Genomic DNA, 20,360 nt, shown 5'->3' with positions numbered 1-20,360 from the left:
GCGTCCGCCGACTCACGGCACGATCACCGCACGACCCTCAAGCGTCCCCTCGCGCATCTGGCGGTACGCGTCCAGGGCGTCGTCGAGCGCGAACGTGGTGGTCTTCGGCCGGATCAGCCCCTGCGCGCCCAGTTCGAGCACTTCGATCAGCTCGGGCCGGCTGCCCCAGTAGGTGGTCGCGATGCTCACCTCGTAGGGCACCGAGAAGAACGACACCGGCAGGGTCCCCCCGCCGATGCCCACGATCGTCAGGTCGCCAACGGTGCGGGCCACCGCCACGCCGAGCGCCAGTGTGGCGTCCGCGCCCACGAAATCGAGCACCACGTCCGCGCCCCGTCCCCCGGTGGCCGCGCGGATCTCCTCGGCGGCGGTCGGGCCGGAGGTGACGGTCTGGTCGGCGCCGCACTCCTGCGCCAGCCGCAGAGCCTCCGCACGGGTGTCCACGGCGATCACCCGGGCGGCCGTGGTGGCCTTGAGGATCTGCACGCCGACGTGGCCCAGCCCACCGACACCGATGACGACTGCGGTGCTGCCCGGTGGCAGCTTCGGCCACGAGCGCCGGATGGCGTGGTACGGGGTGAGACCGGCGTCGGTGAGCGGCGCCGCCTCCACCGGATCCAGGCCGTCGGGCAGGGGCACGATGTGCCGCGCGTCCGGCACCAGCTCGTACTCGGCCATGCCGCCGTCCAGGCCGAGCCCGCCACCGCCACCGGGGACCGGAGCGCCGGCAGGGTTCTCGCAGTACGGGTCGACGCCGACGCGGCAGCGGGCGCAGGTGCCGCAGCCCCACGGCCCGTACACCGCCACGGGTTGACCGATCGTCAGTCCGGTCACGCCGTCGCCGACGGCATGCACCCACCCCGCGTTCTCGTGGCCCAGGGTGAACGGTGGGTTCCACGGCACCGAACCGGGCTCGAATTCGTCCATGAGGTGCAGGTCGGAGTGGCAGGCGCCAGCAGCGCCGATGCGCACCACCACCTCACCCGTTCCGGGCGTCGGTTCGGGCACCTCCATCAGTTCCGGTTCCGACTTCCACTGCCGTAGCCGCAGCGCACGCATTCCGATACCTCCCATAGGTCTGGCTTGCCGGTGCCTGCCCGCTCCGGGAGGCGGCAAACAGCCCTCGGCCTGGTCGCCGCGCTGTCCTGCCCGCATCACCCCGTTCGGGTGAGCCGGGCTCATCCCGACGCGGGCGACCCTGTGGAAATGCCGGGAGAGGGGACGTGATGGGCACGACCGCGACGCAGTTCCTGCAACACCTGGACGTCGGCCGGCGTCCTGACCTGCCGGAGACGACCTCCGGGACGGTGCGGTTGGACCTGCGCTGTGACGGCTGCACCGACCACTGGTACCTGACGATCGCCGACCAGCACATCCAGGTGACCCGGTCGTCCGACGACGCCGACCTGGTGGTCGGGGCCTCCCGGGACGTCTTCGACAAGCTGGCCAACGGCCGGATGCACCTCGCCGTGGCGTTGCTGCGCAACGAGCTGACAGTGCGGGGCAACATGGCGCTGCTGATGCTGCTGCGGCGAGTCTTCCCCGGCCCGGCCGGCGCACGGCACCCCCGCGAGCTGGGCCGGGCCGCTCTGGCGCGACGGGAGGGGCGGCAATGAAACAGGAGCGGGTGAACGTCATCGCCGGCAACGTGTTCGCCATCAGCGACGCCCAGGGCGACATGGAGGTCGATCCGCAGGCACCGGTCGGTCTCTTCTCGTTCGACACCCGCTTCCTGTCCCACTGGGTGCTCAGCGTCGACGGGGAACGCCTCAACGCCCTCTCCCGCGACGACGTCGCGCACTACGAGACCCGGTTCTTCCTGGTGCCCGGCGTGGCGAGTCACTACATCGACGCCGACGTCTCGCTCATCCGGCACCGCTCGATCCACGACCGCCTGCACGAGCGGATCACCGTGCTCAACCACTCCTCCGAGCCCGCCGAGTTCACAGTGCGGATGGAGGTGGGCACCGACTTCGCCGACATCGCCGACATCCCCGAGGACGCAGGCGTCCGGCAGCGCCACGTCCAGATCACCGCTGACTCCGGGAACCAGCGGCTCATGTTGCGCTACCAGCGGGACCGGTTCGTCCGCGAGACCACAGTGAGCAGCAGCGCCTCGGCCGACATCGACGAGCAGGGGCTCACCTTCCGGATCCGCGTCGCGCCCGAAGGGACGTGGGAGACCACCCTGCACGTCGCCACGACAATGCGCGGCGAGGGCGGCCGGGACGTGCGCGCCAGCCTGGAGTCCCACCAGCACGACATCGGCAGCGGGATGCACGACGACCTGTCCACCTGGCTGGATCGGGCACCGCAACTGGTGGCCGAGCGGAAAAGCCTGGAGCGGATGTACCAGGGCAGCCTCGCCGACCTGAGCGCGCTGCGGTACACGCCGCTCGCATACAGCGAGCAGGTGCCTGTCGGTGGCCTGCCGTGGGCCATGGCCCTGTGCGGGCGGGACAGCATCATCACCTGCCTGCAGACAATGGCGTTCACCCCCGAGCTGACCCCGGCGACGCTGCGGATGTTGGCGTTGCTGCAGGGAAGCCGGCTCGACGACGTCCACGAGGAGGAGCCGGGCAAGATCCTGGTCGAGGCGCGCTACGGCGAATCGGCGGCGTTCGGCGAGCGGCCGACCGCCGGCTACTACGGCGCGGTGGACACCACCCCGCTGTTCGTCGTCCTGCTCGACGAGTACGAACGCTGGTCCGGCGACACCGACCTGGTCCACGAACTGCGCCACCCGGCCCGGATGGCTCTGGACTGGATCGACGAGTACGGCGACCTGACCGGCGACGGCTACCTGCGCTACCAGCGCCGAAACGAGCGGCACGGCACCGTCAACCAGTCCTGGAAGGACTCCGCCGACGCCATCGTCGACGCGTACGGGCGGGAGCCCGCCTTTCCCCGGGCCACCTGCGAGGCGCAGGGCTACGCGTACGACGCCAAACGGCGGGGCGCGCGACTGGCACGCGAGTGCTGGGGAGATCCCGAGTACGCCGACCGGCTGGAACAGGAGGCGGCGGCGCTGAAGGAACGGTTCAACAGGGACTTCTGGCTGCCGCACCGGGAGTACTACGCGCTGGCCCTCGACCCGCACGGCGAGCCGGTCGACGCCCTGTCGTCGAACATCGGGCACCTGCTGTGGAGCGGGATCGTCCCGGACGACCGGGCCGAGGCAGTCGCCGAGCATCTCGTCGGGCCGCAGCTGTTCAGCGGCTGGGGGGTGCGTACCTTCGCCACCGACCAGCGGCCGTACAACCCGGTGGGCTCGCACCTGGGATCGGTGTGGCCGTCGGACAACGCGCTGATCGCCGCCGGGTTGCGGCACTACCGCTTCGACGCGCACGCGGCCCGGATCGCGGCGGGCATCTTCGACATGGCGCAGACACTCCGCGGGGCGGTGCCGGAGGTGATCGCCGGCTACGAGCGCAGCCTCACGAAGTATCCCGTCCAACTGCCCGTGGCCGGTCGGCCCCAGTCGTGGTCGTCGGGTGCGCTGCTGATGCTGCTGGGCACCCTGCTGGGCCTGCGACCCACAGGCGAGAACCTGCTTGTGAACCCGGCCCTCCCCGCTGGCTTCGGCCGGATAGAGCTGCTGGGCATCCCCGGCCGGTGGGGCCTGCTCGACGCGTACGCCGGGGACCGCCGGCTGGGCCGGCCCCGCGTCAACTGACCGCCCACCGTCCGCGTGATGATCAACCGGAGAACCCGCGTCCGCTGAGCAGGGCGCCAGGAGACGGCTACGCGCCGGCCGTTGGTGCCGACTACGCGCCGGCCGCCGACGGCGGCTGCGTGACGGGCGGTGCGGCCCGGGCGCGGCGGAAGGCGAGCACGGCACGACCCTCGCCGGTCAGCTCGCCGGGGCGCGGCGCGGCACGCGCCGCCGTCAGCAGCCGTGCCACAGGCAGTGGGTTGGCCGGCGAGTCGACGAGACGACCATCGAGCAGCCGCTCGCTGGTCACCCGGTCCAACGCTTCTGAGGTCATCTCGTGACCCTCAGCGCCGCGTCCGGGCACGACGTCACATCAGGCCCGCCTCAGGGCTCAGCCCATCGTCTTGGCGCCGTCGATCGCCTCGCGCAGGATGTCGGCGTGCCCGGCGTGCTGGGACGTCTCGGCGATCAGGTGCAGCAGCACCCGGCGGACCGTCCACGCCGCACCCGGCTCGAACCATGGCGCCTCGGGAAGCGGGTGAGCCGCGTCCAGGTCGAGGGTGCCGATCAGGTCGTCCGTCCGGCTGGACACCGTGTGGAACCGCTCGACCAGCCCGGCGAGCGTCTCGTCGGGCGCCATCTGGAACTGACCGACCCAGTCGACGGGCTCACGCTGCATCTCCTCCGCGCCACCGACGGCGAAGCGCATCCAGCGTTCCTCCATGGCCGCCACGTGTTTGACGAGGCCGCCGAGGCACAGCTCGCTGACTGTGGTGCGCGTCGCCGCCTGCTCGTCGGTGAGCCCGTCGACTGTCTGCAACAGAAAGCCCCGGTGCCGGCGCAGCGACTGGAGCAGGTCGGCCCGTTCGCGGGTGAGGTCAGTGGTGGTCATGGCGGCAACCCTCCGTCGATGTGCGCTCCGCCGCAGCGTAGGACCGGGGCCCGACATTTCTCGGCCCCTCGGGACCGCCGCGCGTGAGCCCTCACCGGTTGCCGATTCGCCCGGAGAGCGGTCCACTGAATGACATGGGTGTCATTAGGGTGGGTACGTCCTCCTGGGCCGACCAGTCGCTGCTGCGCTCCGGGTGGTACCCGCGCTCGGCAAACACACCGGCGCGCCGACTGGCCTTCTACGCCGGCCGGTTCCCACTGGTCGAGGTGGACACGTCCTACTACGCGATCCCCGTGCCCGAGGTGACGCAGGGCTGGGTGGACGCGACACCTGACGACTTCACATTCGACGTCAAAGCGTTCAGCCTCTTCACCGGCCATCCCACCCCGGTCGCCACGCTGCCCCGCGACCTCCGTCCGGACGCCGGCCCGAGCCGGGTCCGCTGGCGTGACCTGCCGGAGTCGACGTACGACGAGTTGTGGGCCCGGTTCCGGGCAGCCCTGGACCCGATCGCGGGCGCCGGCAAGCTGGGGGCGGTGCTGTTGCAGTTCCCGCCGTGGCTGGCGCGGGGCGTCGCCGCGGAGCGTCGGATCGTCGAGCTGGCGCAGCGCTGCCGGCCGTGGCGGGTAGGGGTGGAGCTGCGACACGGGTCCTGGTTCGACGGTCCGGCCGCAGCCGACACTCTGGACCTGCTGCGCGCGCACGACCTGTCGTTGGTCTGCGTCGACATGCCGCAGGGGCACCCGTCGTCGGTGCCGCCCATCCTCACCCGCACGGCGGAGCCGGCGATCGTCCGGTTCCACGGGCACAGCGACGCCTGGCGGGACGGCGACAAGCAGGAGAAGTTCCGCTACGCGTACGCCGAGGAGGAGCTACAGCGGTGGGCCGACCGGTTGGCCGAGCTGGCCGACCCGGCCGACGAGCTGCACGTGCTGTTCAACAACTGCTGCGCCGGTCAGGCACAGCGCGACGCGACACGGATGGCGCAGCTGCTCACCGAGACCCTGCTCGGCGACGAGGCCGAGCGGCGGACCGCCACCGCGGTCTCCGGCACCTGACGGGCGGGTCGCCAGCGGGCTGTCCCCCGCCCGGCGAACGGCCGCCCGATCAACGGGCCGGCCTCATCGCGCCGGTGTCTCAGGAGCGCCGGCCACGACTGCGCAGCGCGTCCTGGGTTCGGTCGTCGACGTCCGCGTCGTCGGGAAAGGACCGGCCGCTGGGTGCCGGGTCCGGAGGCGCGGTCGGTCCGGCCGATGCCGTACGGGTCGGCTCCACCGAGCCGAAGCCGTGCCGTCCGGCCGGGTCACGTCTGCCCGCTGGCGCCCCGGCGCGACGGTCTCCGCGCCGTCCCTCGGGCACCGCCGCCTCTTCGCTGCCCTCGTCCAGCGGCGAGTCCTCGCCCACACCCCAGGGTGGTTCCGCGTCGAAGCCGCCGTCGGCTTTCCACGGCTGGGTCGCCTCCGGCTCCAGCCGGTCGCCCGCGCCACTGCGTCCCTCATGTGCCGTCATGGCCACCTCGCTCGTCGGTCCACCGCAATTGGAGGGTGTGGGCCGGCCGGTGCCCCGCCGTCGAGGTGTCGGCGGGACGCCGGCCGGGCCGGGACGGTCAGCGCCCGGCCATCGCCATCTGTCGCTTGCCCATACCCATGCCCATCTTGGCCATCGACTTCGGGGCGCTCATCAGCCCGTTGGACCGGCCGAGCAACCCGCGCAGGACCTGGCCGGGCTTCTGCTGCTCGCCCATGTACGCGGTCACCACCACAAGGGTTCCGGTGATCGCCGGCACGGCCCACTGGAGCAGCTTCATCTGCCGCTGTGAGGAGGCCACACTCGCCGGTGTCTGGTGATTGGGCTCGGTGGTGCCGTTCACGGGCGGGTTGCCCGCCTTTTCCAGCCGCATGCCGACCAGGCGGCTGTAGCCGGTCACCGCGAGCGCGCCGATGGTCAGCGCCGTCTTGATGGCGCTGGCCCGGGCAACCCCGGACTGTGCGGCCACCCGTGGGCTCTCCGTCACCAGTTCGCCGACCGCGCCGGCCAGGTGGGCGCCGATAGCTGCCGCGTTGACCGGGGTCCACTTGGACCATCCCGCCGATGCGATCGGGAGCCGCTGGGTCGAATCGCTGATTTTCGCCGCTGCGCTGTTGACGCCAAGCGCTCCCATCAGGGAGCCGCCGAACCAGGCCGCCAAGCCCAGATCGTGCATGGAGCGCAGTGCGGTATGCCGTTCGGACATCTGATCCCCTTCCGCCGTGTCGGGCGCTGCGGCTTACCCGCCGCCCGGGTGGCTAACCCCGCCCCGGGCAGGCCGATCCGTGCCGCAGCGGACACGTCGCGGACACCACGGTCGGTGGGGCGACAGCAGGAGTCGTCCGGGCGGTGGCGGGTAGATCCCACCGACCCGACGAAAGAGGGGAACGTCATGTCGCAGCCGGAGGAGAGCAGGGAGAAGACCGCCACCACCGATCCGGTGCTCATGCACCCGGACAGCGATCCGCACAAGAACATCGCCGAGGTGGCCCCGCGCAAGGACCACGGCGCGATCCAGGTGGAACGCGACGACGAGTTGGTCCCGCTCGACCAGGACGAGTGAGTCAGCGGGCGGTGCGGCTCGGGCTCAGCGGCGCGGCAGGTCCTCGGCGAAGCGGGCCACCTGCCGCGCCAGCGGAGTGCTCGCACGGACCCAGGTGAAGTGGTCCAGCTTCGCGCCGGCCTGCTCCACCGTGTACCGCTGCCGACTCACCGGGGCGGCGGCCAGCTTCCCGCAGAGGTGGTCCACCGTCTCGTGCGGGGTGTACTGGTCGTCGTCCACGCTGACCGCGAGCACAGGGATCCGCACCGCGCGTACGGCCGCCTCGGTGTCCGTACCGTCGAGGTGGGGGAAACGGCCGGTCCGCGCGGTGTGTGCCCAGTCGCGGATGACGCCGCGTGCCTGCCGGCCGCCGAAACCCCAACCCGGCCAGACGCCGAGCAGCGCCGCGGTGGCGGCGATCCCCTGGGTGTACGGCAGCACGCCGTACCCTCGTCGGCCAGGGTAGGTGCGCCAGTAGGGGATGCCGACCGCGACAAGCGCCAACCCGTCGACCGCGTCGCCGCCGTCGAGGGCCAGGTGCACGAGCGCGGCCTGCCCGCCGAGGGAGTGGCCGAGCAGCACCCGGGTACGCCCGTCCAGGCGGGGCTTCAGCGCGGCCAGGACGGCGCCGACGTCGCTTGCCAGCTCGGCGTAGCCGTACCTGTCGGCGCGGCTCGGCACGGGGGTGCTCGTGCCGGTGCCGCGCAGGTCGGCGACCACCACGGCGAGTCCGGCGGCGCGTAGCTCCGCGGCGAACGGCCGGTAGTAACGGGCACGGACCCCCATCGCGGGCCAGATCACCACGACCGGGGCGCCGGGTGGGCCGTCCGGCTCCGGATAGATCTGCACGCCGATCCGGGCGCCGTCGACGTCGACGAACTCCTGCGTGTACTCCGGGTCCCCGTTCACCGGCTCAGCCTAGCCGTGCGAGGTTACCGGCTGGTAGCCGCCGGGGCCCGCCGGTCGTCGGCGGGCCCCGGGCGACGCCTCAGGAGACGGAGATCGCGCCGCTGCTGGCCCGGACGCAGCTCACCGCGCGGGCACTGGTGGCCGCCGCCCCGGCGAGGCACTGGCCGAGCACCTGGTGCCCTGTGGCGTTCGGGTGCCACGACTCCTGGCAGGTCTGGAAGTAGCTGACGCAGGTGTTGGCGATCCGCTGAATGGCGATCTTGTCCTTGCCGGAGAGGCTGGTGACGAAGGTGCCGTTCGGGTTGCTGTCCTGCAACCGGATGGGGGTGGCCAGCGAGCCGGTGGGGCTTGTCGTCGTCTCGCAGAGCCGGGCGCCGTCGAAGGCGCGCTGCACGTTGAGGTAGACCAGGTCGTCGGCCGGGAACTCGGCGGCCAGGGTGTCCCGGGTGGTCTTCACGATGGTGCCCAGGCCCTGCGAGAAGCGGTGCCCGGGAGCGAGGCTGGCCCGGTGGATCGGGCAGCCGGCCGCGTACCGCTCGGCCCCGAGGTCGCGGAACTTGTCCCGGGTGTCGTCCCGGCTGTCCTCGGTGTGGAACGTCGCGTTCAGGTCCAACGGCAGCGGGTTTGTGTAGTCCTGGAACACCACCCGGTGCTGCCCGTCCGCGTCCACCTGGTCGAGGGTGGTCAGCAGTTGGCGTACGGCGGCGGTGGTCTCGGCGGTGGCGGCGCTGAGCTGCGCCGCGGTGGCCAGGTCGGCGTCGGTGCACGGCTTCTGCTCCACCGGCCCGCCCAGGTACGCCCAGAACTCCCACCAGCCGGTCCAGGCATCGGCGATGAAGCGGTTGGCGCACTTCTCGGCGACGCTGCCGAACGTGAACGAGCTGTTGTTGGACCCGAGGCCGATAAGCACCAGGTCGATGTCGTTGGTCTGCGCCACGGCGCGCAGTTGGTCGAGTTGCGCGGCCACCGTACGGCCGTTGGCCCGTGCGCCGGAGGCGGTGGCGATGTCGTGCGGCTGACCGCCGGAGCAGGCCAGGTTGAACCGGTTCTGGATGCCCGGCAGGTTGGCCTTGTGCAGCGAGGCGTTCGCCGACCGGTGGCAGAAGTACGCGTTGTTGTTCGGAGCCGTCCAGCCGGGGAAGCCCTGGGCGACGCCGTTGGCGTCGACCACCGGCGCGTACGCCCCGGCGCCCTCGCCACTGATGAAGCTGTCGCCGAGCGCCACCGCGGCGGTGGGCAGCGCGGCTGCGGCAGCGGTCGACGGGGCGGCGGCCACCGGTGAGGGCAGTGCGACGGCCGTCGACAGGGCGGCCGTGACGATCGTGAGGGCCGCGGCGAGCGCGGTACGCCGGATTGTGGGCATGGGGCTCCCATCCATCGAAAGATGAAAGATTCTCTGAGAGCGCGATCACATCACCCGCGTGCGACGGACGTCAATGGCCTGTAACGGATTCGTTCGATGAAGGACACACAAGGACTGCACCCTCGAACCCTGCGGAGCGCCCGGTGCGGCGAGGTGGCGGGCTGTCAGGTTGCTCACGTCCGTGGGGTCCGGGCCCGGCGGGTCGCGCGGGGCCTACAGCTGATGTCTCAGCCTCCGGCTAGGCTCGCTGCGGCGCGCCACGCCGGCTGATGTCGCCGGTGACCGGCTGCACACCGCCGAGACCGGGGAGTACGACCAGTTGACCGCAGAGCCTGACACCCTGTACGGGGCCGATGACCTCACCCACCTTGAGGGGCTGGACGCTGTACGCAAGCGGCCCGGCATGTACATCGGCTCCACCGACAGCCGTGGCGTGGGTCACCTCGTCAACGAGATCCTCGACAACTCGACCGACGAGGGCGTCGCCGGTCACGCCAGCCACGTCGAGGTGATCCTGCACGCCGACGGTTCGGTGCAGGTCGACGACGACGGCCGGGGCATCCCCACCGACGTGCACGCCAAGTCCGGCATCTCCGGCGTCGAGCTGGTGCTGACCCGGCTGCACGCCGGCGGCAAGTTCGGCGGCTCCGGCTACAAGACCTCCGGCGGCCTGCACGGCGTCGGCGCCTCGGCGGTCAACGCGCTGTCGCGCCGCTTCGACGTGACGGTCCGCAGGGCCGGCAAGATCCACGCGATGTCGTTCCGGCATGGCGTCCCGGGCGTCTTCGACGGCGACGGTCCGGACGCCCCGTTCACCGCAGGCCCCGGCCTCCAGGTGACCGGCAAGATGAAGCGCGGCCAGCCCACCGGCACCTCGATCCGCTGGTGGCACGACGCCCGCTACTTCGAGACCGGCGCCGCGCTCGACGTCGACGCGGTCCGGATGAAGCTGCGCAACACCGCGTTCCTGGTCCCCGGCGTGACGTACCTGCTGCGGGACCTGACCGGCGAGACGCCCGCCGAGGAGCGGTTCCACTACCCCAACGGGCTCAGCGACATGGTCGAGTTCCTCGCCCCTGCCGGCGACCGGCCCGTGTCCGGCATCCTGCTCGTCAACGGCGAGGGGACATACCGGGAGAACGCCGCCGACGCCAACGGTGTCATGCAGTCCAACGTGCAGCGTCGCGCCGAGGTGGAGGTGGCGTTCCGCTGGGGCACCGGCTACGAGCGCACCGTCGAGTGCTTCACCAACACCATCCGCAACGCCCACGGCGGCACCCACCGCAAGGGCTTCGAACGTGCCCTGGTCCGCTCCCTCGCCGACGCCGTCCGCAACACCCGAGGGCTGCTCAAGGCCAAGGAGGAGCCGCCCACCCTGGACGACGTCCTGGAAGGCATGACCGCCGTGGTGCACGTGCGGATCCCCGAGCCGCAGTTCACCTCGCAGACCAAGGACGAGCTGTCCACCACAGGCATCACAAAGGTCCTCCAGACCCTCGTCGACGCGCACGTCAAGGCGTGGCTTGAGGACCGGCGCACAAAGGCCGAGGCGCGCGTCGTCCTTCAGAAGATCGTCGACGCGGCGCGGGTGCGACTGACTCAGAAGCAACAGAAGGACGCGGCCCGGCGCAAGACCGCCCTGGAGGGCGCGTCGATGCCGCCGAAACTTGTCGACTGTCGGGCCACCGGCGTCGAACGCAGCGAACTGTTCATCGTGGAGGGTGACAGCGCCCTCGGCACCAGCCGGATGGCCCGCTCGTCGGAATACCAGGCGCTGCTGCCGATCCGGGGCAAGATCCTCAACGTGCAGAAGGCCAACCTCCAGCAGGTTCTGGACAATGCCGAGTGCGCGGCAATCGTCCAGGTGCTCGGGGCCGGCTCGGGGCGTACCTTCGACCTGTCCTCGCTGCGCTACGGCCGCGTGCTGATCATGGCCGACGCCGACGTGGACGGCGCGCACATCCGTACCCTGCTGATCACCCTCTTCGCCCGCTACATGCGGCCGTTGATCGAGGCGGGTCGGCTCTACGCCGCGATGCCGCCCCTGCACAAGATCACCACCAAGGGGCGCAACCCGCAGACGGTCTACACCTACACGCAGGCCGAGATGGAGACGACGGTCCGCAAGCTGGAGAAGGCCGGCAAGCAGATCGTCACCCCCATCCCGCGCTTCAAGGGTCTCGGTGAGATGGACGCCGACGAGCTGTGGGACACCACGATGAACCCGGCCACCCGGGCCGTACGCCGGATCACCATCGAGGACGTGGACGCCGCCGAGCGGATCCTCGAACTGCTGATGGGGGAGAAGGTCGAGCCGCGCCGCAACTGGCTCATCGACTCCGCCGACCGCGTCGACCGGGAAGCGATCGACGCATGAGCACCCGTACCGTTCGAGTGGAGATCTGAGTCATGGCACGCCGTAAGGAAAACAAGGTCGATCTCTCCTCGTTCGACCAGGCCGGCGCGCGGGTCTTCGACAATCCGCTGGTCACCGAGGTGTCCGACTCCTATCTGGAGTACGCGTTCTCGGTCATCCACTCCCGCGCCCTGCCCGACGCCCGCGACGGACTCAAGCCCGTACACCGGCGCATCCTCTGGTCGATGTACGAGCAGGGCTACCGCCCTGATCGCGGGCACGTGAAGTCTGCCCGAATTGTCGGGGATACAATGGGTAAGTACCATCCGCACGGCGATACGGCCATCTATGACGCGATGGTCCGCCTCGCGCAGGACTTCTCGCTCAACGTGCCACTCATCGACGGGCATGGAAATTTTGGATCTCCAGACGATGGCCCGGCAGCGAGCAGATATACCGAAGCGCGGATGTCCCGCGAGGCGATGCTGCTCGTCGGTGAGCTGGGCGAGGACACCGTCGACGTCGAGCCCAACTACGACGGCTCGCTGACCCAGCCGACAGTGTTGCCGGCGGCCTTCCCGAACCTGCTCGTCAACGGCGCGTCCGGGATCGCGGTCGGGATGGCCACCAACATGATCCCGCACAACCTGGCCGAGGTGGTCTCCGCCGCCCGCTGGCTCATCAACCACCCGGACGCCACTCTGGACAAGCTCATGGAGTTCGTCCCCGGCCCCGACCTGCCCACCGGTGGCGTGCTGCTCGGCCTGGACGAGGTGCGCCGCGCGTACGAGACCGGGCGTGGCGTCGTGCGGATGCGCGGCAAGGTGGAGATCGGCCCGCTGGAGGGCAGCCGGGGCCGCCAGGCGATCACAGTGGTGGAGTTGCCCTACGGTGTTGGCGCTGAGAAGGTCATCGCGGCGATCACCAACGAGGTCACCAAGACCAAGCGGCTGACCGGGATCGCCGACGTCAAGGACCTCACCGACCGCGAGAGCGGCACCCGGCTCGTCGTCGAGTGCAAGGTGGGGGTCAACCCGCAGGCGCTGCTCGCCGACCTCTACCGGCTGACCCCGTTGGAGCAGTCGTTCGGCGTCAACAACCTGGTACTTGTCGAGGGTCAGCCCCGTACCCTCGGGTTGAAGGCGCTGTTGGAGGTCTTCCTGGCCCACCGGTACGAGGTGGTCACCCGGCGCACCTCGTTCCGCCGTCGCAAGCGTCAGGAGCGGCTGCACCTGGTCGACGGTCTGCTGATCGCGTTGCTGGACATCGACCGGGTGGTCCGGCTGATCCGGGCCAGCGACGACGCCCAGGCCGCAAAGGACGGGCTGATGAGCCAGTTCGGCCTCTCCGAGATCCAGGCCACTTACATCCTCGACACTCCGCTGCGCCGGTTGACGAAGTTCGACAGGCTCGAGTTGGAGGCCGAGCAGGAGCGGCTGCGCGCCGAGATCGCCGAGCTGTCCGCGATCCTGGACGACGAGCGGGTGCTCAAGAAGGTCGTCTCCGACGAGCTGGCGGCCGTGGTCAAGCAGTTTGGCGCGGAGCGTCGCACGACGCTCGTCGACGGTGACCTCAAGGAGGTGCTTGCCGCGTCCGCGCCGGCCGGCCCGCTGGAGGTCGCCGACGACCCGTGCCAGGTGATTCTCTCCGCGACCGGGCTTGTCGCCCGGACCGCTGCCGAGTCGGAGGAGAGCGCCGAGGGGCGCCGGCGCAACGGCCGGGTCAAGCACGACACGGTACGCGCGATAGTGCACTCCACGGCCCGTGGCCGCGTGCTCCTGGTGACCAGCGCCGGCCGTGCCTTCAAGATCGACGTGTTGCCGCTGCCGGTGCTGCCCGAGCAGGCCGGCACGGTGTCGCTGCGGGGCGGCATGTCCGCCGCTGAGCTGGTGCCGCTGGAGGCGGGGGAGACGGTTGTCGGCCTGGCCCCGCTCGGCGGCCCGGCGGAGGGCTCACCCGGGCTGGCGCTCGGCACCCGGCAGGGCGTGGTGAAGATCTGCTCGCCCGAGTGGCCGGTGCGGTCCGACGAGTTCGAGGTGATCGGCCTGCGTGACGGCGACGAGGTGGTCGGTGCGACCTGGCTGACCGACGGAGCCGAGACGCTTACCTTCGTCACCTCGGAGGCTTCGCTGTTGCGCTTCGCCGCCGGGCTGGTCCGTCCGCAGGGCCTCAAGGGCGGCGGGATGGCGGGCATCAACCTGCCGGCCGGGGCGCGGGTGGTCTTCTTCGGGGCGGTGCGCACCGACGACCCCGGGCACGGTGAGCCGATGGTCGTCACGTCCACAGGTGCGACGGTCAAGGTGACGCCGTTCAAGGCGTACCCGGCGAAGGGCCGGGCGACCGGCGGCGTGCGGGCGCACCGCTTCCTCAAGGACGAGACGGACGTCGCTGTCGCCTGGGTGGGTCCGCGCCCGGTCGGCGCGACGGGCACCGGCGAGCCGGTGGAGCTTCCCGCAGCCGATCCTCGCCGAGACGGCAGTGGCTTCGCCGTGATGCTCGGCCCGACGGTCCTGGGTCACCTGGTGGAACGCGACTGACCCGGCCCTGGCGGGCCTGTGTCGGCGTCACCGCGCGGCGCTGCGCCCTTTGGGCACGCCTGGGTGGTGGGTCAGGCCACGTTGACGGGGCGGAACTGGACGCTCACCCGCGGGCCTACCGGACGGGTGGTCTTGGGGATGGCGTGTTCCCAGGTGCGTTGGCAGGAGCCGCCCATCACGATCAGGTCGCCGTGGCCCACCGGGAAACGCATGCTGTCGCCGCCACCGCGCGGACGCAGCAGCAGCGGTCGGGGCGAGCCGAACGACACGATCGCGACGATGGTGTCACTGTGCGCGGAGCGGCCGATGGTGTCGCCGTGCCAGGCGACGCTGTCCCGCCCGGAGCGGTAGAGGCACATCCCGGCGGTCACGAACGGCTCACCCAACTCGGGGGCGTAGTACCGGGTCAGGGCCGCCCGTGCGGCGGTGAGCACAGGATGCGGCAATGGCCGGTCGGCGGCGTACCAGCTGAGCAGGCGGGGCACGTCGACCTCGCTGTCGTACATGGTGCGTCGCTCGGCACGCCAGGGCACCTCGGTGAGCAGGGTGTCCAGCACCGCGTCGGAGCCCCGCACCCACCCGGGCAGGTGGTCGACCCACGCGCCCCGGCTGAGCTGGCGCCGGCGGATCTGGCCGGGCAGCGGCCCCACTGTCGGCCCGGCGTCGGTCAGGTCGAGCATCGACGGCTGGTAGGCGGCCTGCGTCATGCGGCCACCCTAACAGCACATTCGTACACACGTGCTAGGCGCGCGCCCTTCGCGTCGCCCCCATGGTCGTGCTCGATCCTGGATCCAGTGGTCTCGCGTTCGGATCGAGGGGACTACAGCCAGGATCGAGCGTGATCATGGCGTAGCGCCTCGAACACCGCGTCGACGACCCGTGCTCTGCCCAGCCCGTCCACGGCGGCCCAGGCCCGGGCGGCAAGCGCCGCTCGGCGTTGCGGCGAGCTGAGCAGCCCGTGCAGGGTCCGCGCCGCCGCCGCCCGCGCGGTACGCCCGCGGCGGCCACCCTCAGCCAACTCCGGCAGCTCACCGAGGCCGGCCGTCAGACCGTGCTGGACCACCCGGGCGTACGACTCGCGTTGGTTGTCGACCACGCAGACCAGCGCGGCGGGCGCGCCGAGGCAGCACAACTCCCACGTCGACGTGCCGGCGGCGCTCACCACAAGGTCCGCCCCGGTGATCAGCGACGGTAGCGAGCCGGTGGGCGGGACGGTACGGATGATCTGCCTTCGTCCGGGCGCGATGTCCTCCAGGTCGGCCTCGATCTCCTGTCGCCCGACGACGACGGTGAGGTCCATGGGGTGGCCGGTGGCCAGCAGCACCCGGGTCAGCACCGGTGCGGCGCCGAGGGCGTCGGTGCCGCCGAAGAAGGCGCGCCAAGAACTCCTCAGTCCTGAACTCCGACGGAGCAGGAGGTAAACAACGGCCGCCCGGTTCACCCGGGAGTGACCCGGTAAGGTGCCCCGGTGCGGCCTTCCGGGGCCGCCACGTCGTTTGACCCGCGCCGAGGAGGAGACGTACGTGCTGGTGACCCTGCGAAGCGTCGGGACCCCGGCATGACGAGCACCGTTGACGCCTCGGCGGCCCCGCCCGCGCCCGTGTTCGCCAGGCTTCCCTCGCTGACCGGGCTTCGGTGGATCGCCGCGCTGCTGGTGTTCGGCTTCCACGCCGGCACCATGCGGATCATCGCCGAGCCGGACTTCAAGGCCGTTGTCGACGCGGTGTTCTCCCTCGGCCTGTCCGGGGTGCAGTTCTTCTTCATCCTGAGTGGCTTCGTGCTCGTCTGGTCGGCCCGCCCGGGCGACTCACGGCTCGCCTTCTGGCGACGGCGGGTCGCCAAGATCTATCCGAATCACCTGGTGTTGTGGGCGGCGGCGCTGCTTGTCGCCTGGTGGTTCGCCGACCCGGTGCTGCCGGCGGTGGCACTGGAGAACCTGCTGCTGTTGCAGGCGTGGGATCCCCGGCCGGGCTGGTTCTACAGCATCAACACGGTGAGCTGGTCGCTCTCCTGCGAGTTCTTCTTCTACCTCTGCCTGCCGCTGGCGCTGCCTCTGCTGCGCCGGGCCCGTCCGGCGGTGCTGTGGACGCTGATCGTCGCGCTGCCCCTGCTGATCCTCGCGCTCTGGCCGGCCCAGCAGTTGGTGCCGGAGGTCAGCCGGTGGTGGTTCACGCAGATCTTCCCGCCCGTACGGTCGCTGGAGTTCTGGCTGGGCGCGGTGGCGGCCGAGCTGATGCGTCGGGGTCTCTGGCGTGGCCCCGGGCTGACGACGGCCACCGTGATCTTCGTGGCGACCTGGGTGGCCGCCTCACAGTGGATCCGCGCCGAACTGTGGACCACCCTGCTCGCCGTCGTGTACCTGCTGGTGATCACGGCCGCCGCGGACGCGGACGTGCGGGACCGGCGCTCGCCGTGGCGGTCCCGTCCGCTGGTGTGGCTCGGCGAGGTCTCCTTCGCCTTCTATCTGGTGCACGTGCTGGTGATGACGAGTGTGCTGCGGTGGAGCGGGGACTGGGGGACGGGCTTCCAAGGCTGGCGCGGCCCGGCTGTGGTGCTCGGGTTCCTTGTGGTCAGCCTGGTCCTGGCCGGGTTGCTGCACCGCTACGTCGAGACTCCGCTGATGCGCCGACTGGCACCGCGCCGCCCGGCCCGTCCGCCGGCCGTCCCCCGGCAACGGACCGCGGCCACCGAAGCCGGGGGCGAAAAGCCCGACGACCGATCGACGTACGCCGACTCGCGCTGACGGGTCCAACCTGGTCAGACGCGGTCCGGCGCGGCGTGCGTCGACACGCCCGGCGCCCGATGCGCCCGGTTCGTGCCGGCGGTAGCGTCGGACCGAACGCGTGCGGCTTCCCATCGCAATGCTCTCCCGCCGAGGTGCCGACCATGGAGACCGTCGTCTTCTACGAGTTCCTGACCGAGGTGCCGCAGGCCGCCGCCATCTGGTCGGCCCTGCTCCTGCTGACACTGACAGTGCTCGCCGTCCTGGTGGCCCGTCCGGAGCGGGACTCGACGGCCGCCGAACGGGACAGGGCGGCCGTCGAGCCGCCGCCCACCGCTCGTGAGGCCGCCGCCGCCGAGGCCGCCGACCTGCGCCGGTACGCCGAGGAGGTGGCCGTCGCCGCGGCCCGCGCGGCGCAGACCGCCCGACGGCGGCGTGCGGACTGGCTGACCGCTCAGGAGCAGGTGGAGCAGATCTGGGTGCGGTACGACGAGGCGGACGCCGCGGCCCGACGCTTCGCCGGTGCCGGAGCGCTGCCCACCCCGCGAACCCCGCGCACCCCCGCCGAGTACGCCACCCGGGAGCGTTACCTGCACCGGGCGGCGATGGCCGCGTACTGGCGGGGGGACCTGACCATGCGGCAGCTCGGCGACGTGTTCGGCCAGCGGCACGGCTGGGATCCGCGTCGGCACCCGGTGGAGCAGGAGGTGCTGCTCAGCCGGGCGGTCCGGGAGACGCGGCGGGCCGACTACGAGGCTGCCGCCGGGCGGGAACGGGCGGCCTGGCGCGACGCCGAGCTGGCGGCGTCCGCTGCGCGTGCCCTGGCCGAGGAGGCCTACGCGGCGGTGGCCCGGTTGCGGCCGACGCGGGTGGCAGCCCGCCGCACCGTCCGTGTCGCGGTTCTGCCGGCGGCGGCGCGGTGGCGCCCGGCGCGGGTGGGCTGAAACGCCCCGATTATTCGGTGAGCCCGGTCACACGCGCGGGAAATCGGGCGGCTGACGCGTTCGGCCGGATTGTTCCCGCAGATCCGGCGGCATTGTCGACGGCCTGTCCGCTTGTCGACCTACGGTGCCTCCGTAACCGCTCGTCCCATCGAGTCACGTCAGCGGCAATACGCCCAGAAATTGTCGCCGCGTTCAAGGTTTACGCAGGTGAGCGAGGCTTGGCAGGGCTCAGGAGGGCCAGTAGGGTCATCCCGTCCGGTGCGGTAACCGATCGCGAATGGCGACGCCGCGCTGACCCGCTCAATCGTGATCAACGAACCGGGGACCCACAAGTACGTCCGGGGTGAATCCGCGAGCCACGGCCCGCGGTAGGGCGATCTTCCCGCCCGAATCCGTCAGCTAACCCGGTAGGCGGTGTCGGAAGGAGTTCCATCCCCATGCAGCACCCGCATACCCCTCGGCTATTCCTCCGCCTTCACGGCGTCGCGGTACCCACGCTTGTCCGCCTCGTGGCGGTGAGCTGACCCCCAGGGTCACCGCACTTTCCGCCCGGCCACGCCGGGCGTTCCCCTGAGCGGCTCCACCATCCGCGGACCACGGTCCGCGCGCTGGCGCGTGCCCGGATACCGGCTGCCCCCGGTGTGCCGCTCTCCCCCTGAACCGTGGAGGACCCGTGAAGCACACCCTGCAGCGTCAGCTGCGCCGCCTCGCCACCGAACGCCCGTACCAGATCGCCGTCGCCTCCGCCGCGGCCCTCGCCATCGCGACCACCACCGGCGCCCTGGTGGCCGGCGCCGATGAGGCCCCCGTCGGCCAGCACACCGCCTCGACCGTCGCCGAGATGCGCAGCGACACCGCCGCCTCCCGCGGCGACGCCCGGGTCGCGGACCCCTCGGCCAGCGCCGCCCCGACCAGCGCCAGCCCGAGCGCCGCCGCCCCCTCCGCAAGCGCCGCGTCGCCGGCCGCCAAGGCCAGCAGCGACCCGGACCTGACCGCCAGGAAGGCGGCGCCGAAGCCGCCCGCGACAAAGGTGCTCGACTTCCGCTACCAGGCGCAGAACACGTACTACAACTGCGGCCCGGCGGCCGTCCGCAACGCTCTCAGCGCCGCCGGCATCAACCGCACCCAGGACCAGTTGGGCGCCGAGCTGGGCACCACCGAGATGGGCACCAACTCGGCCCTGGACACCACCCGGGTGCTCAACGCCGAGGTGAAGGGCTCCCCGTACCGGACCCGGATGTTCGCCGGCTCGCCAAGCCCGGCCCAGATGGACCGTCTCCAGGCTGACGTCGTCGCCGCGATCACCGACGGCCGTGGCGTGGTGGCCAACGTGGCCGGGGACGCCGTCGACACGAACGGCGGCTGGCACTCCTTCGGCGGCGGGCACTACGTCGCAGTGGTGGGCTACAAGGACAACGGCCGTACCGTGCGGATCGCCGACTCGGCGAACGCGGCCTACGGCGAGTACTGGATGACCACGATCAACCTGGCCAACTGGATCGCTACCCGGGGCTACTCCGCCTGACCAGGCGTGAGACCCCACCAGACGCCGCGGGCGCCGTCTCCCACGAGGGGCCGGCGCCCGCGGCGTCTTCGTCGACGCCGGGTCAGGACCGCGACGGATCTCGCTGCGAGCCGGTACGCCGTGGGAGACTGCGGCCGTGGTGGATGAATCGGGTGGTCACGCCGACCGTAGGCCGGTCCTGCTTCTGCTGCACGGCATGGGGGCGACCGGTGACGTCTGGCTGCCCTGGGCGCCGCTGCTGGAGCAGCACTGGCCCGGCAGGTGGCTGGCGCCCGACCTCGCCGGCCACGGCTGGTCGGAGCCACTTCCGACGTACTCCTTCGAGGGTTTCGCCAAGCGGATCGCCCAGGCCCTGGCGCCCGGCGACCGCATCGTGGTGCTCGGGCACTCGCTGGGTGGTGTGGTCGGCCTGGCGCTGGCCGCCTGCGCCGCCGGAACGCCAGTGGACGCCGTGGTGGGGCTCGGCATCAAGGCCGTCTGGACGCCGGACGAGCTGACCCGCGCCGCCGACGTCGCGGCCCGCCCGGTCAGCTGGTTCGCCAGCCGGGCCGAGGCGGCCCGTCGCTACCTGCGGATCGCCGGGCTGACCGGCCTGATCCCGCCGGACCACCCGATGGTGGACGCCGGTCTGCGCCAGGTCGACGGCCGGTGGCGCCTGGCGATGGACACCGGCGCGTTCGCCGTCGGGGAGCCCGATCTCGCCGCGCTCCTGGCCGCGACCGACGTGCCTGTTGTGCTGGCGCGCGGCGAGCACGACACGATGGTCACCGACGCGCAGCTCAAGGAGTACGGGGTGCCGGTCGCCACGCTGCCCGGGCTCGGGCACAACGCGCACGTGGAGGACCCGGCTGCCGTGCTGGCGCTGCTGGACGCGTACCGCTGACGCTC

General features: G+C 71.5%; 18 protein-coding genes, 1 pseudogene and 1 riboswitch. Of the genes and pseudogenes, 10 read left to right on the top strand and 9 right to left on the bottom strand.

Annotation, left to right across the window (positions count from 1 at the left end; translation table 11 throughout):
• Nucleotides 1-12 precede the first annotated feature (12 nt).
• Nucleotides 13-1,059, bottom strand: a complete 1,047-nt coding sequence (locus ACLQ23_RS08940; RefSeq protein WP_306272194.1) for an NAD(P)-dependent alcohol dehydrogenase — start codon at nucleotides 1,057-1,059, stop codon at nucleotides 13-15.
• A gap of 167 nt (nucleotides 1,060-1,226) precedes the next feature.
• Between ACLQ23_RS08940 and ACLQ23_RS08935 the strand changes: the two genes are divergently transcribed.
• Entirely contained in the window at nucleotides 1,227-1,616 is a 390-nt protein-coding gene (locus tag ACLQ23_RS08935) for an SCP2 sterol-binding domain-containing protein (protein ID WP_306272193.1), read from the top strand.
• Nucleotides 1,613-3,676 (top strand): amylo-alpha-1,6-glucosidase, encoded by a 2,064-nt coding sequence (locus tag ACLQ23_RS08930; protein ID WP_355595451.1) that lies wholly within the window; start codon nucleotides 1,613-1,615, stop codon nucleotides 3,674-3,676. The genes ACLQ23_RS08935 and ACLQ23_RS08930 overlap by 4 nt, the downstream gene beginning before the upstream one ends.
• Nucleotides 3,677-3,767: 91 nt before the next feature.
• Here the strand turns inward: ACLQ23_RS08930 and ACLQ23_RS08925 are convergent, their stop codons facing one another.
• Together ACLQ23_RS08925 and ACLQ23_RS08920 are read right to left on the bottom strand one after the other, a co-directional pair.
• Nucleotides 3,768-3,989 (bottom strand): hypothetical protein, encoded by a 222-nt coding sequence (locus ACLQ23_RS08925; protein WP_425880522.1) that lies wholly within the window; start codon nucleotides 3,987-3,989, stop codon nucleotides 3,768-3,770.
• 57 nt (nucleotides 3,990-4,046) lie between these two features.
• Nucleotides 4,047-4,547 carry a DinB family protein gene (locus ACLQ23_RS08920; RefSeq protein ID WP_053652744.1) on the bottom strand — a complete coding sequence of 167 codons (501 nt, stop codon included), beginning with the start codon at nucleotides 4,545-4,547 and terminating at the stop codon, nucleotides 4,047-4,049.
• A 134-nt stretch (nucleotides 4,548-4,681) separates the two neighbouring features.
• Between ACLQ23_RS08920 and ACLQ23_RS08915 the strand changes: the two genes are divergently transcribed.
• On the top strand, nucleotides 4,682-5,605 hold the full coding sequence (locus ACLQ23_RS08915; RefSeq protein WP_082377231.1) for a DUF72 domain-containing protein: 924 nt from the start codon (nucleotides 4,682-4,684) through the stop codon (nucleotides 5,603-5,605).
• A gap of 79 nt (nucleotides 5,606-5,684) precedes the next feature.
• Here the strand turns inward: ACLQ23_RS08915 and ACLQ23_RS08910 are convergent, their stop codons facing one another.
• Both ACLQ23_RS08910 and ACLQ23_RS08905 read right to left on the bottom strand, forming a co-directional pair.
• Entirely contained in the window at nucleotides 5,685-6,056 is a 372-nt protein-coding gene (locus ACLQ23_RS08910; protein WP_053652742.1) for a hypothetical protein, read from the bottom strand.
• A gap of 97 nt (nucleotides 6,057-6,153) precedes the next feature.
• Nucleotides 6,154-6,780, bottom strand: coding sequence for a hypothetical protein (locus ACLQ23_RS08905; RefSeq protein ID WP_053652741.1), 627 nt, complete (start codon nucleotides 6,778-6,780; stop codon nucleotides 6,154-6,156).
• Between the two features lie 186 nt (nucleotides 6,781-6,966).
• On the opposite strand from ACLQ23_RS08905, the gene ACLQ23_RS08900 reads away from it, so the two are divergent.
• On the top strand, nucleotides 6,967-7,137 hold the full coding sequence (locus ACLQ23_RS08900; RefSeq protein ID WP_387158030.1) for a hypothetical protein: 171 nt from the start codon (nucleotides 6,967-6,969) through the stop codon (nucleotides 7,135-7,137).
• Between the two features lie 24 nt (nucleotides 7,138-7,161).
• Here the strand turns inward: ACLQ23_RS08900 and ACLQ23_RS08895 are convergent, their stop codons facing one another.
• Together ACLQ23_RS08895 and ACLQ23_RS08890 are read right to left on the bottom strand one after the other, a co-directional pair.
• On the bottom strand, nucleotides 7,162-8,025 hold the full coding sequence (locus ACLQ23_RS08895) for an alpha/beta fold hydrolase (RefSeq protein ID WP_425880521.1): 864 nt from the start codon (nucleotides 8,023-8,025) through the stop codon (nucleotides 7,162-7,164).
• Between the two features lie 79 nt (nucleotides 8,026-8,104).
• Entirely contained in the window at nucleotides 8,105-9,388 is a 1,284-nt protein-coding gene (locus ACLQ23_RS08890) for a hypothetical protein (protein ID WP_425880520.1), read from the bottom strand.
• 319 nt (nucleotides 9,389-9,707) lie between these two features.
• Between ACLQ23_RS08890 and ACLQ23_RS08885 the strand changes: the two genes are divergently transcribed.
• Together ACLQ23_RS08885 and ACLQ23_RS08880 are read left to right on the top strand one after the other, a co-directional pair.
• Nucleotides 9,708-11,765 carry a DNA gyrase/topoisomerase IV subunit B gene (locus tag ACLQ23_RS08885; RefSeq protein ID WP_425880519.1) on the top strand — a complete coding sequence of 686 codons (2,058 nt, stop codon included), beginning with the start codon at nucleotides 9,708-9,710 and terminating at the stop codon, nucleotides 11,763-11,765.
• A 32-nt stretch (nucleotides 11,766-11,797) separates the two neighbouring features.
• The gene (locus ACLQ23_RS08880; protein WP_355595435.1) at nucleotides 11,798-14,281 is read left to right on the top strand and encodes a DNA gyrase/topoisomerase IV subunit A; all 2,484 of its coding nucleotides are present in this window, start codon (nucleotides 11,798-11,800) and stop codon (nucleotides 14,279-14,281) included.
• Nucleotides 14,282-14,352: 71 nt separating this feature from the next.
• Here ACLQ23_RS08880 and ACLQ23_RS08875 read toward each other — a convergent pair whose 3' ends face one another.
• Together ACLQ23_RS08875 and ACLQ23_RS08870 are read right to left on the bottom strand one after the other, a co-directional pair.
• Nucleotides 14,353-14,988: an alpha-ketoglutarate-dependent dioxygenase AlkB gene (locus ACLQ23_RS08875; RefSeq protein WP_355595433.1), complete on the bottom strand. Its 636-nt coding sequence runs from the start codon at nucleotides 14,986-14,988 to the stop codon at nucleotides 14,353-14,355.
• A gap of 113 nt (nucleotides 14,989-15,101) precedes the next feature.
• Nucleotides 15,102-15,656, bottom strand: a pseudogene (locus tag ACLQ23_RS08870) (spore coat protein); the annotation flags it as partial.
• 183 nt (nucleotides 15,657-15,839) lie between these two features.
• On the opposite strand from ACLQ23_RS08870, the gene ACLQ23_RS08865 reads away from it, so the two are divergent.
• The 4 genes from ACLQ23_RS08865 (at nucleotide 15,840) to ACLQ23_RS08850 (ending at nucleotide 20,355) form a co-directional block, all read left to right on the top strand.
• The gene (locus tag ACLQ23_RS08865) at nucleotides 15,840-17,024 is read left to right on the top strand and encodes an acyltransferase family protein (RefSeq protein ID WP_425880518.1); all 1,185 of its coding nucleotides are present in this window, start codon (nucleotides 15,840-15,842) and stop codon (nucleotides 17,022-17,024) included.
• A 143-nt stretch (nucleotides 17,025-17,167) separates the two neighbouring features.
• A complete protein-coding gene (locus tag ACLQ23_RS08860) occupies nucleotides 17,168-17,947 on the top strand; it encodes a hypothetical protein (protein ID WP_425880517.1) in 780 nt (259 codons plus the stop codon).
• 287 nt (nucleotides 17,948-18,234) lie between these two features.
• A riboswitch (cyclic di-AMP (ydaO/yuaA leader) is annotated at nucleotides 18,235-18,376 on the top strand.
• A 244-nt stretch (nucleotides 18,377-18,620) separates the two neighbouring features.
• Nucleotides 18,621-19,472, top strand: coding sequence for a C39 family peptidase (locus tag ACLQ23_RS08855; protein ID WP_355595427.1), 852 nt, complete (start codon nucleotides 18,621-18,623; stop codon nucleotides 19,470-19,472).
• Between the two features lie 136 nt (nucleotides 19,473-19,608).
• Nucleotides 19,609-20,355 (top strand): alpha/beta fold hydrolase, encoded by a 747-nt coding sequence (locus tag ACLQ23_RS08850; RefSeq protein ID WP_425880516.1) that lies wholly within the window; start codon nucleotides 19,609-19,611, stop codon nucleotides 20,353-20,355.
• Nucleotides 20,356-20,360 lie beyond the last annotated feature (5 nt).

It is taken from the genome of Micromonospora sp. DT41 (genome assembly GCF_049841715.1).
Taxonomy (GTDB): domain Bacteria; phylum Actinomycetota; class Actinomycetes; order Mycobacteriales; family Micromonosporaceae; genus Micromonospora; species Micromonospora profundi.
This window is presented reverse-complemented; position numbering and strand designations above follow the sequence as displayed.

What these genes read in the sequence shown, in the direction of transcription:
- ACLQ23_RS08940 (WP_306272194.1), bottom strand. Translation starts at nt 1,059, where the DNA reads ATGCGTGCGCTGCGGCTACGGCAGTGGAAGTCGGAACCGGAACTGATG.
- ACLQ23_RS08935 (WP_306272193.1), top strand. Translation starts at nt 1,227, where the DNA reads ATGGGCACGACCGCGACGCAGTTCCTGCAACACCTGGACGTCGGCCGG.
- ACLQ23_RS08930 (WP_355595451.1), top strand. Translation starts at nt 1,613, where the DNA reads ATGAAACAGGAGCGGGTGAACGTCATCGCCGGCAACGTGTTCGCCATC.
- ACLQ23_RS08925 (WP_425880522.1), bottom strand. Translation starts at nt 3,989, where the DNA reads ATGACCTCAGAAGCGTTGGACCGGGTGACCAGCGAGCGGCTGCTCGAT.
- ACLQ23_RS08920 (WP_053652744.1), bottom strand. Translation starts at nt 4,547, where the DNA reads ATGACCACCACTGACCTCACCCGCGAACGGGCCGACCTGCTCCAGTCG.
- ACLQ23_RS08915 (WP_082377231.1), top strand. Translation starts at nt 4,682, where the DNA reads ATGGGTGTCATTAGGGTGGGTACGTCCTCCTGGGCCGACCAGTCGCTG.
- ACLQ23_RS08910 (WP_053652742.1), bottom strand. Translation starts at nt 6,056, where the DNA reads ATGACGGCACATGAGGGACGCAGTGGCGCGGGCGACCGGCTGGAGCCG.
- ACLQ23_RS08905 (WP_053652741.1), bottom strand. Translation starts at nt 6,780, where the DNA reads ATGTCCGAACGGCATACCGCACTGCGCTCCATGCACGATCTGGGCTTG.
- ACLQ23_RS08900 (WP_387158030.1), top strand. Translation starts at nt 6,967, where the DNA reads ATGTCGCAGCCGGAGGAGAGCAGGGAGAAGACCGCCACCACCGATCCG.
- ACLQ23_RS08890 (WP_425880520.1), bottom strand. Translation starts at nt 9,388, where the DNA reads ATGCCCACAATCCGGCGTACCGCGCTCGCCGCGGCCCTCACGATCGTC.
- ACLQ23_RS08880 (WP_355595435.1), top strand. Translation starts at nt 11,798, where the DNA reads ATGGCACGCCGTAAGGAAAACAAGGTCGATCTCTCCTCGTTCGACCAG.
- ACLQ23_RS08875 (WP_355595433.1), bottom strand. Translation starts at nt 14,988, where the DNA reads ATGACGCAGGCCGCCTACCAGCCGTCGATGCTCGACCTGACCGACGCC.
- ACLQ23_RS08865 (WP_425880518.1), top strand. Translation starts at nt 15,840, where the DNA reads ATGACGAGCACCGTTGACGCCTCGGCGGCCCCGCCCGCGCCCGTGTTC.
- ACLQ23_RS08860 (WP_425880517.1), top strand. Translation starts at nt 17,168, where the DNA reads ATGGAGACCGTCGTCTTCTACGAGTTCCTGACCGAGGTGCCGCAGGCC.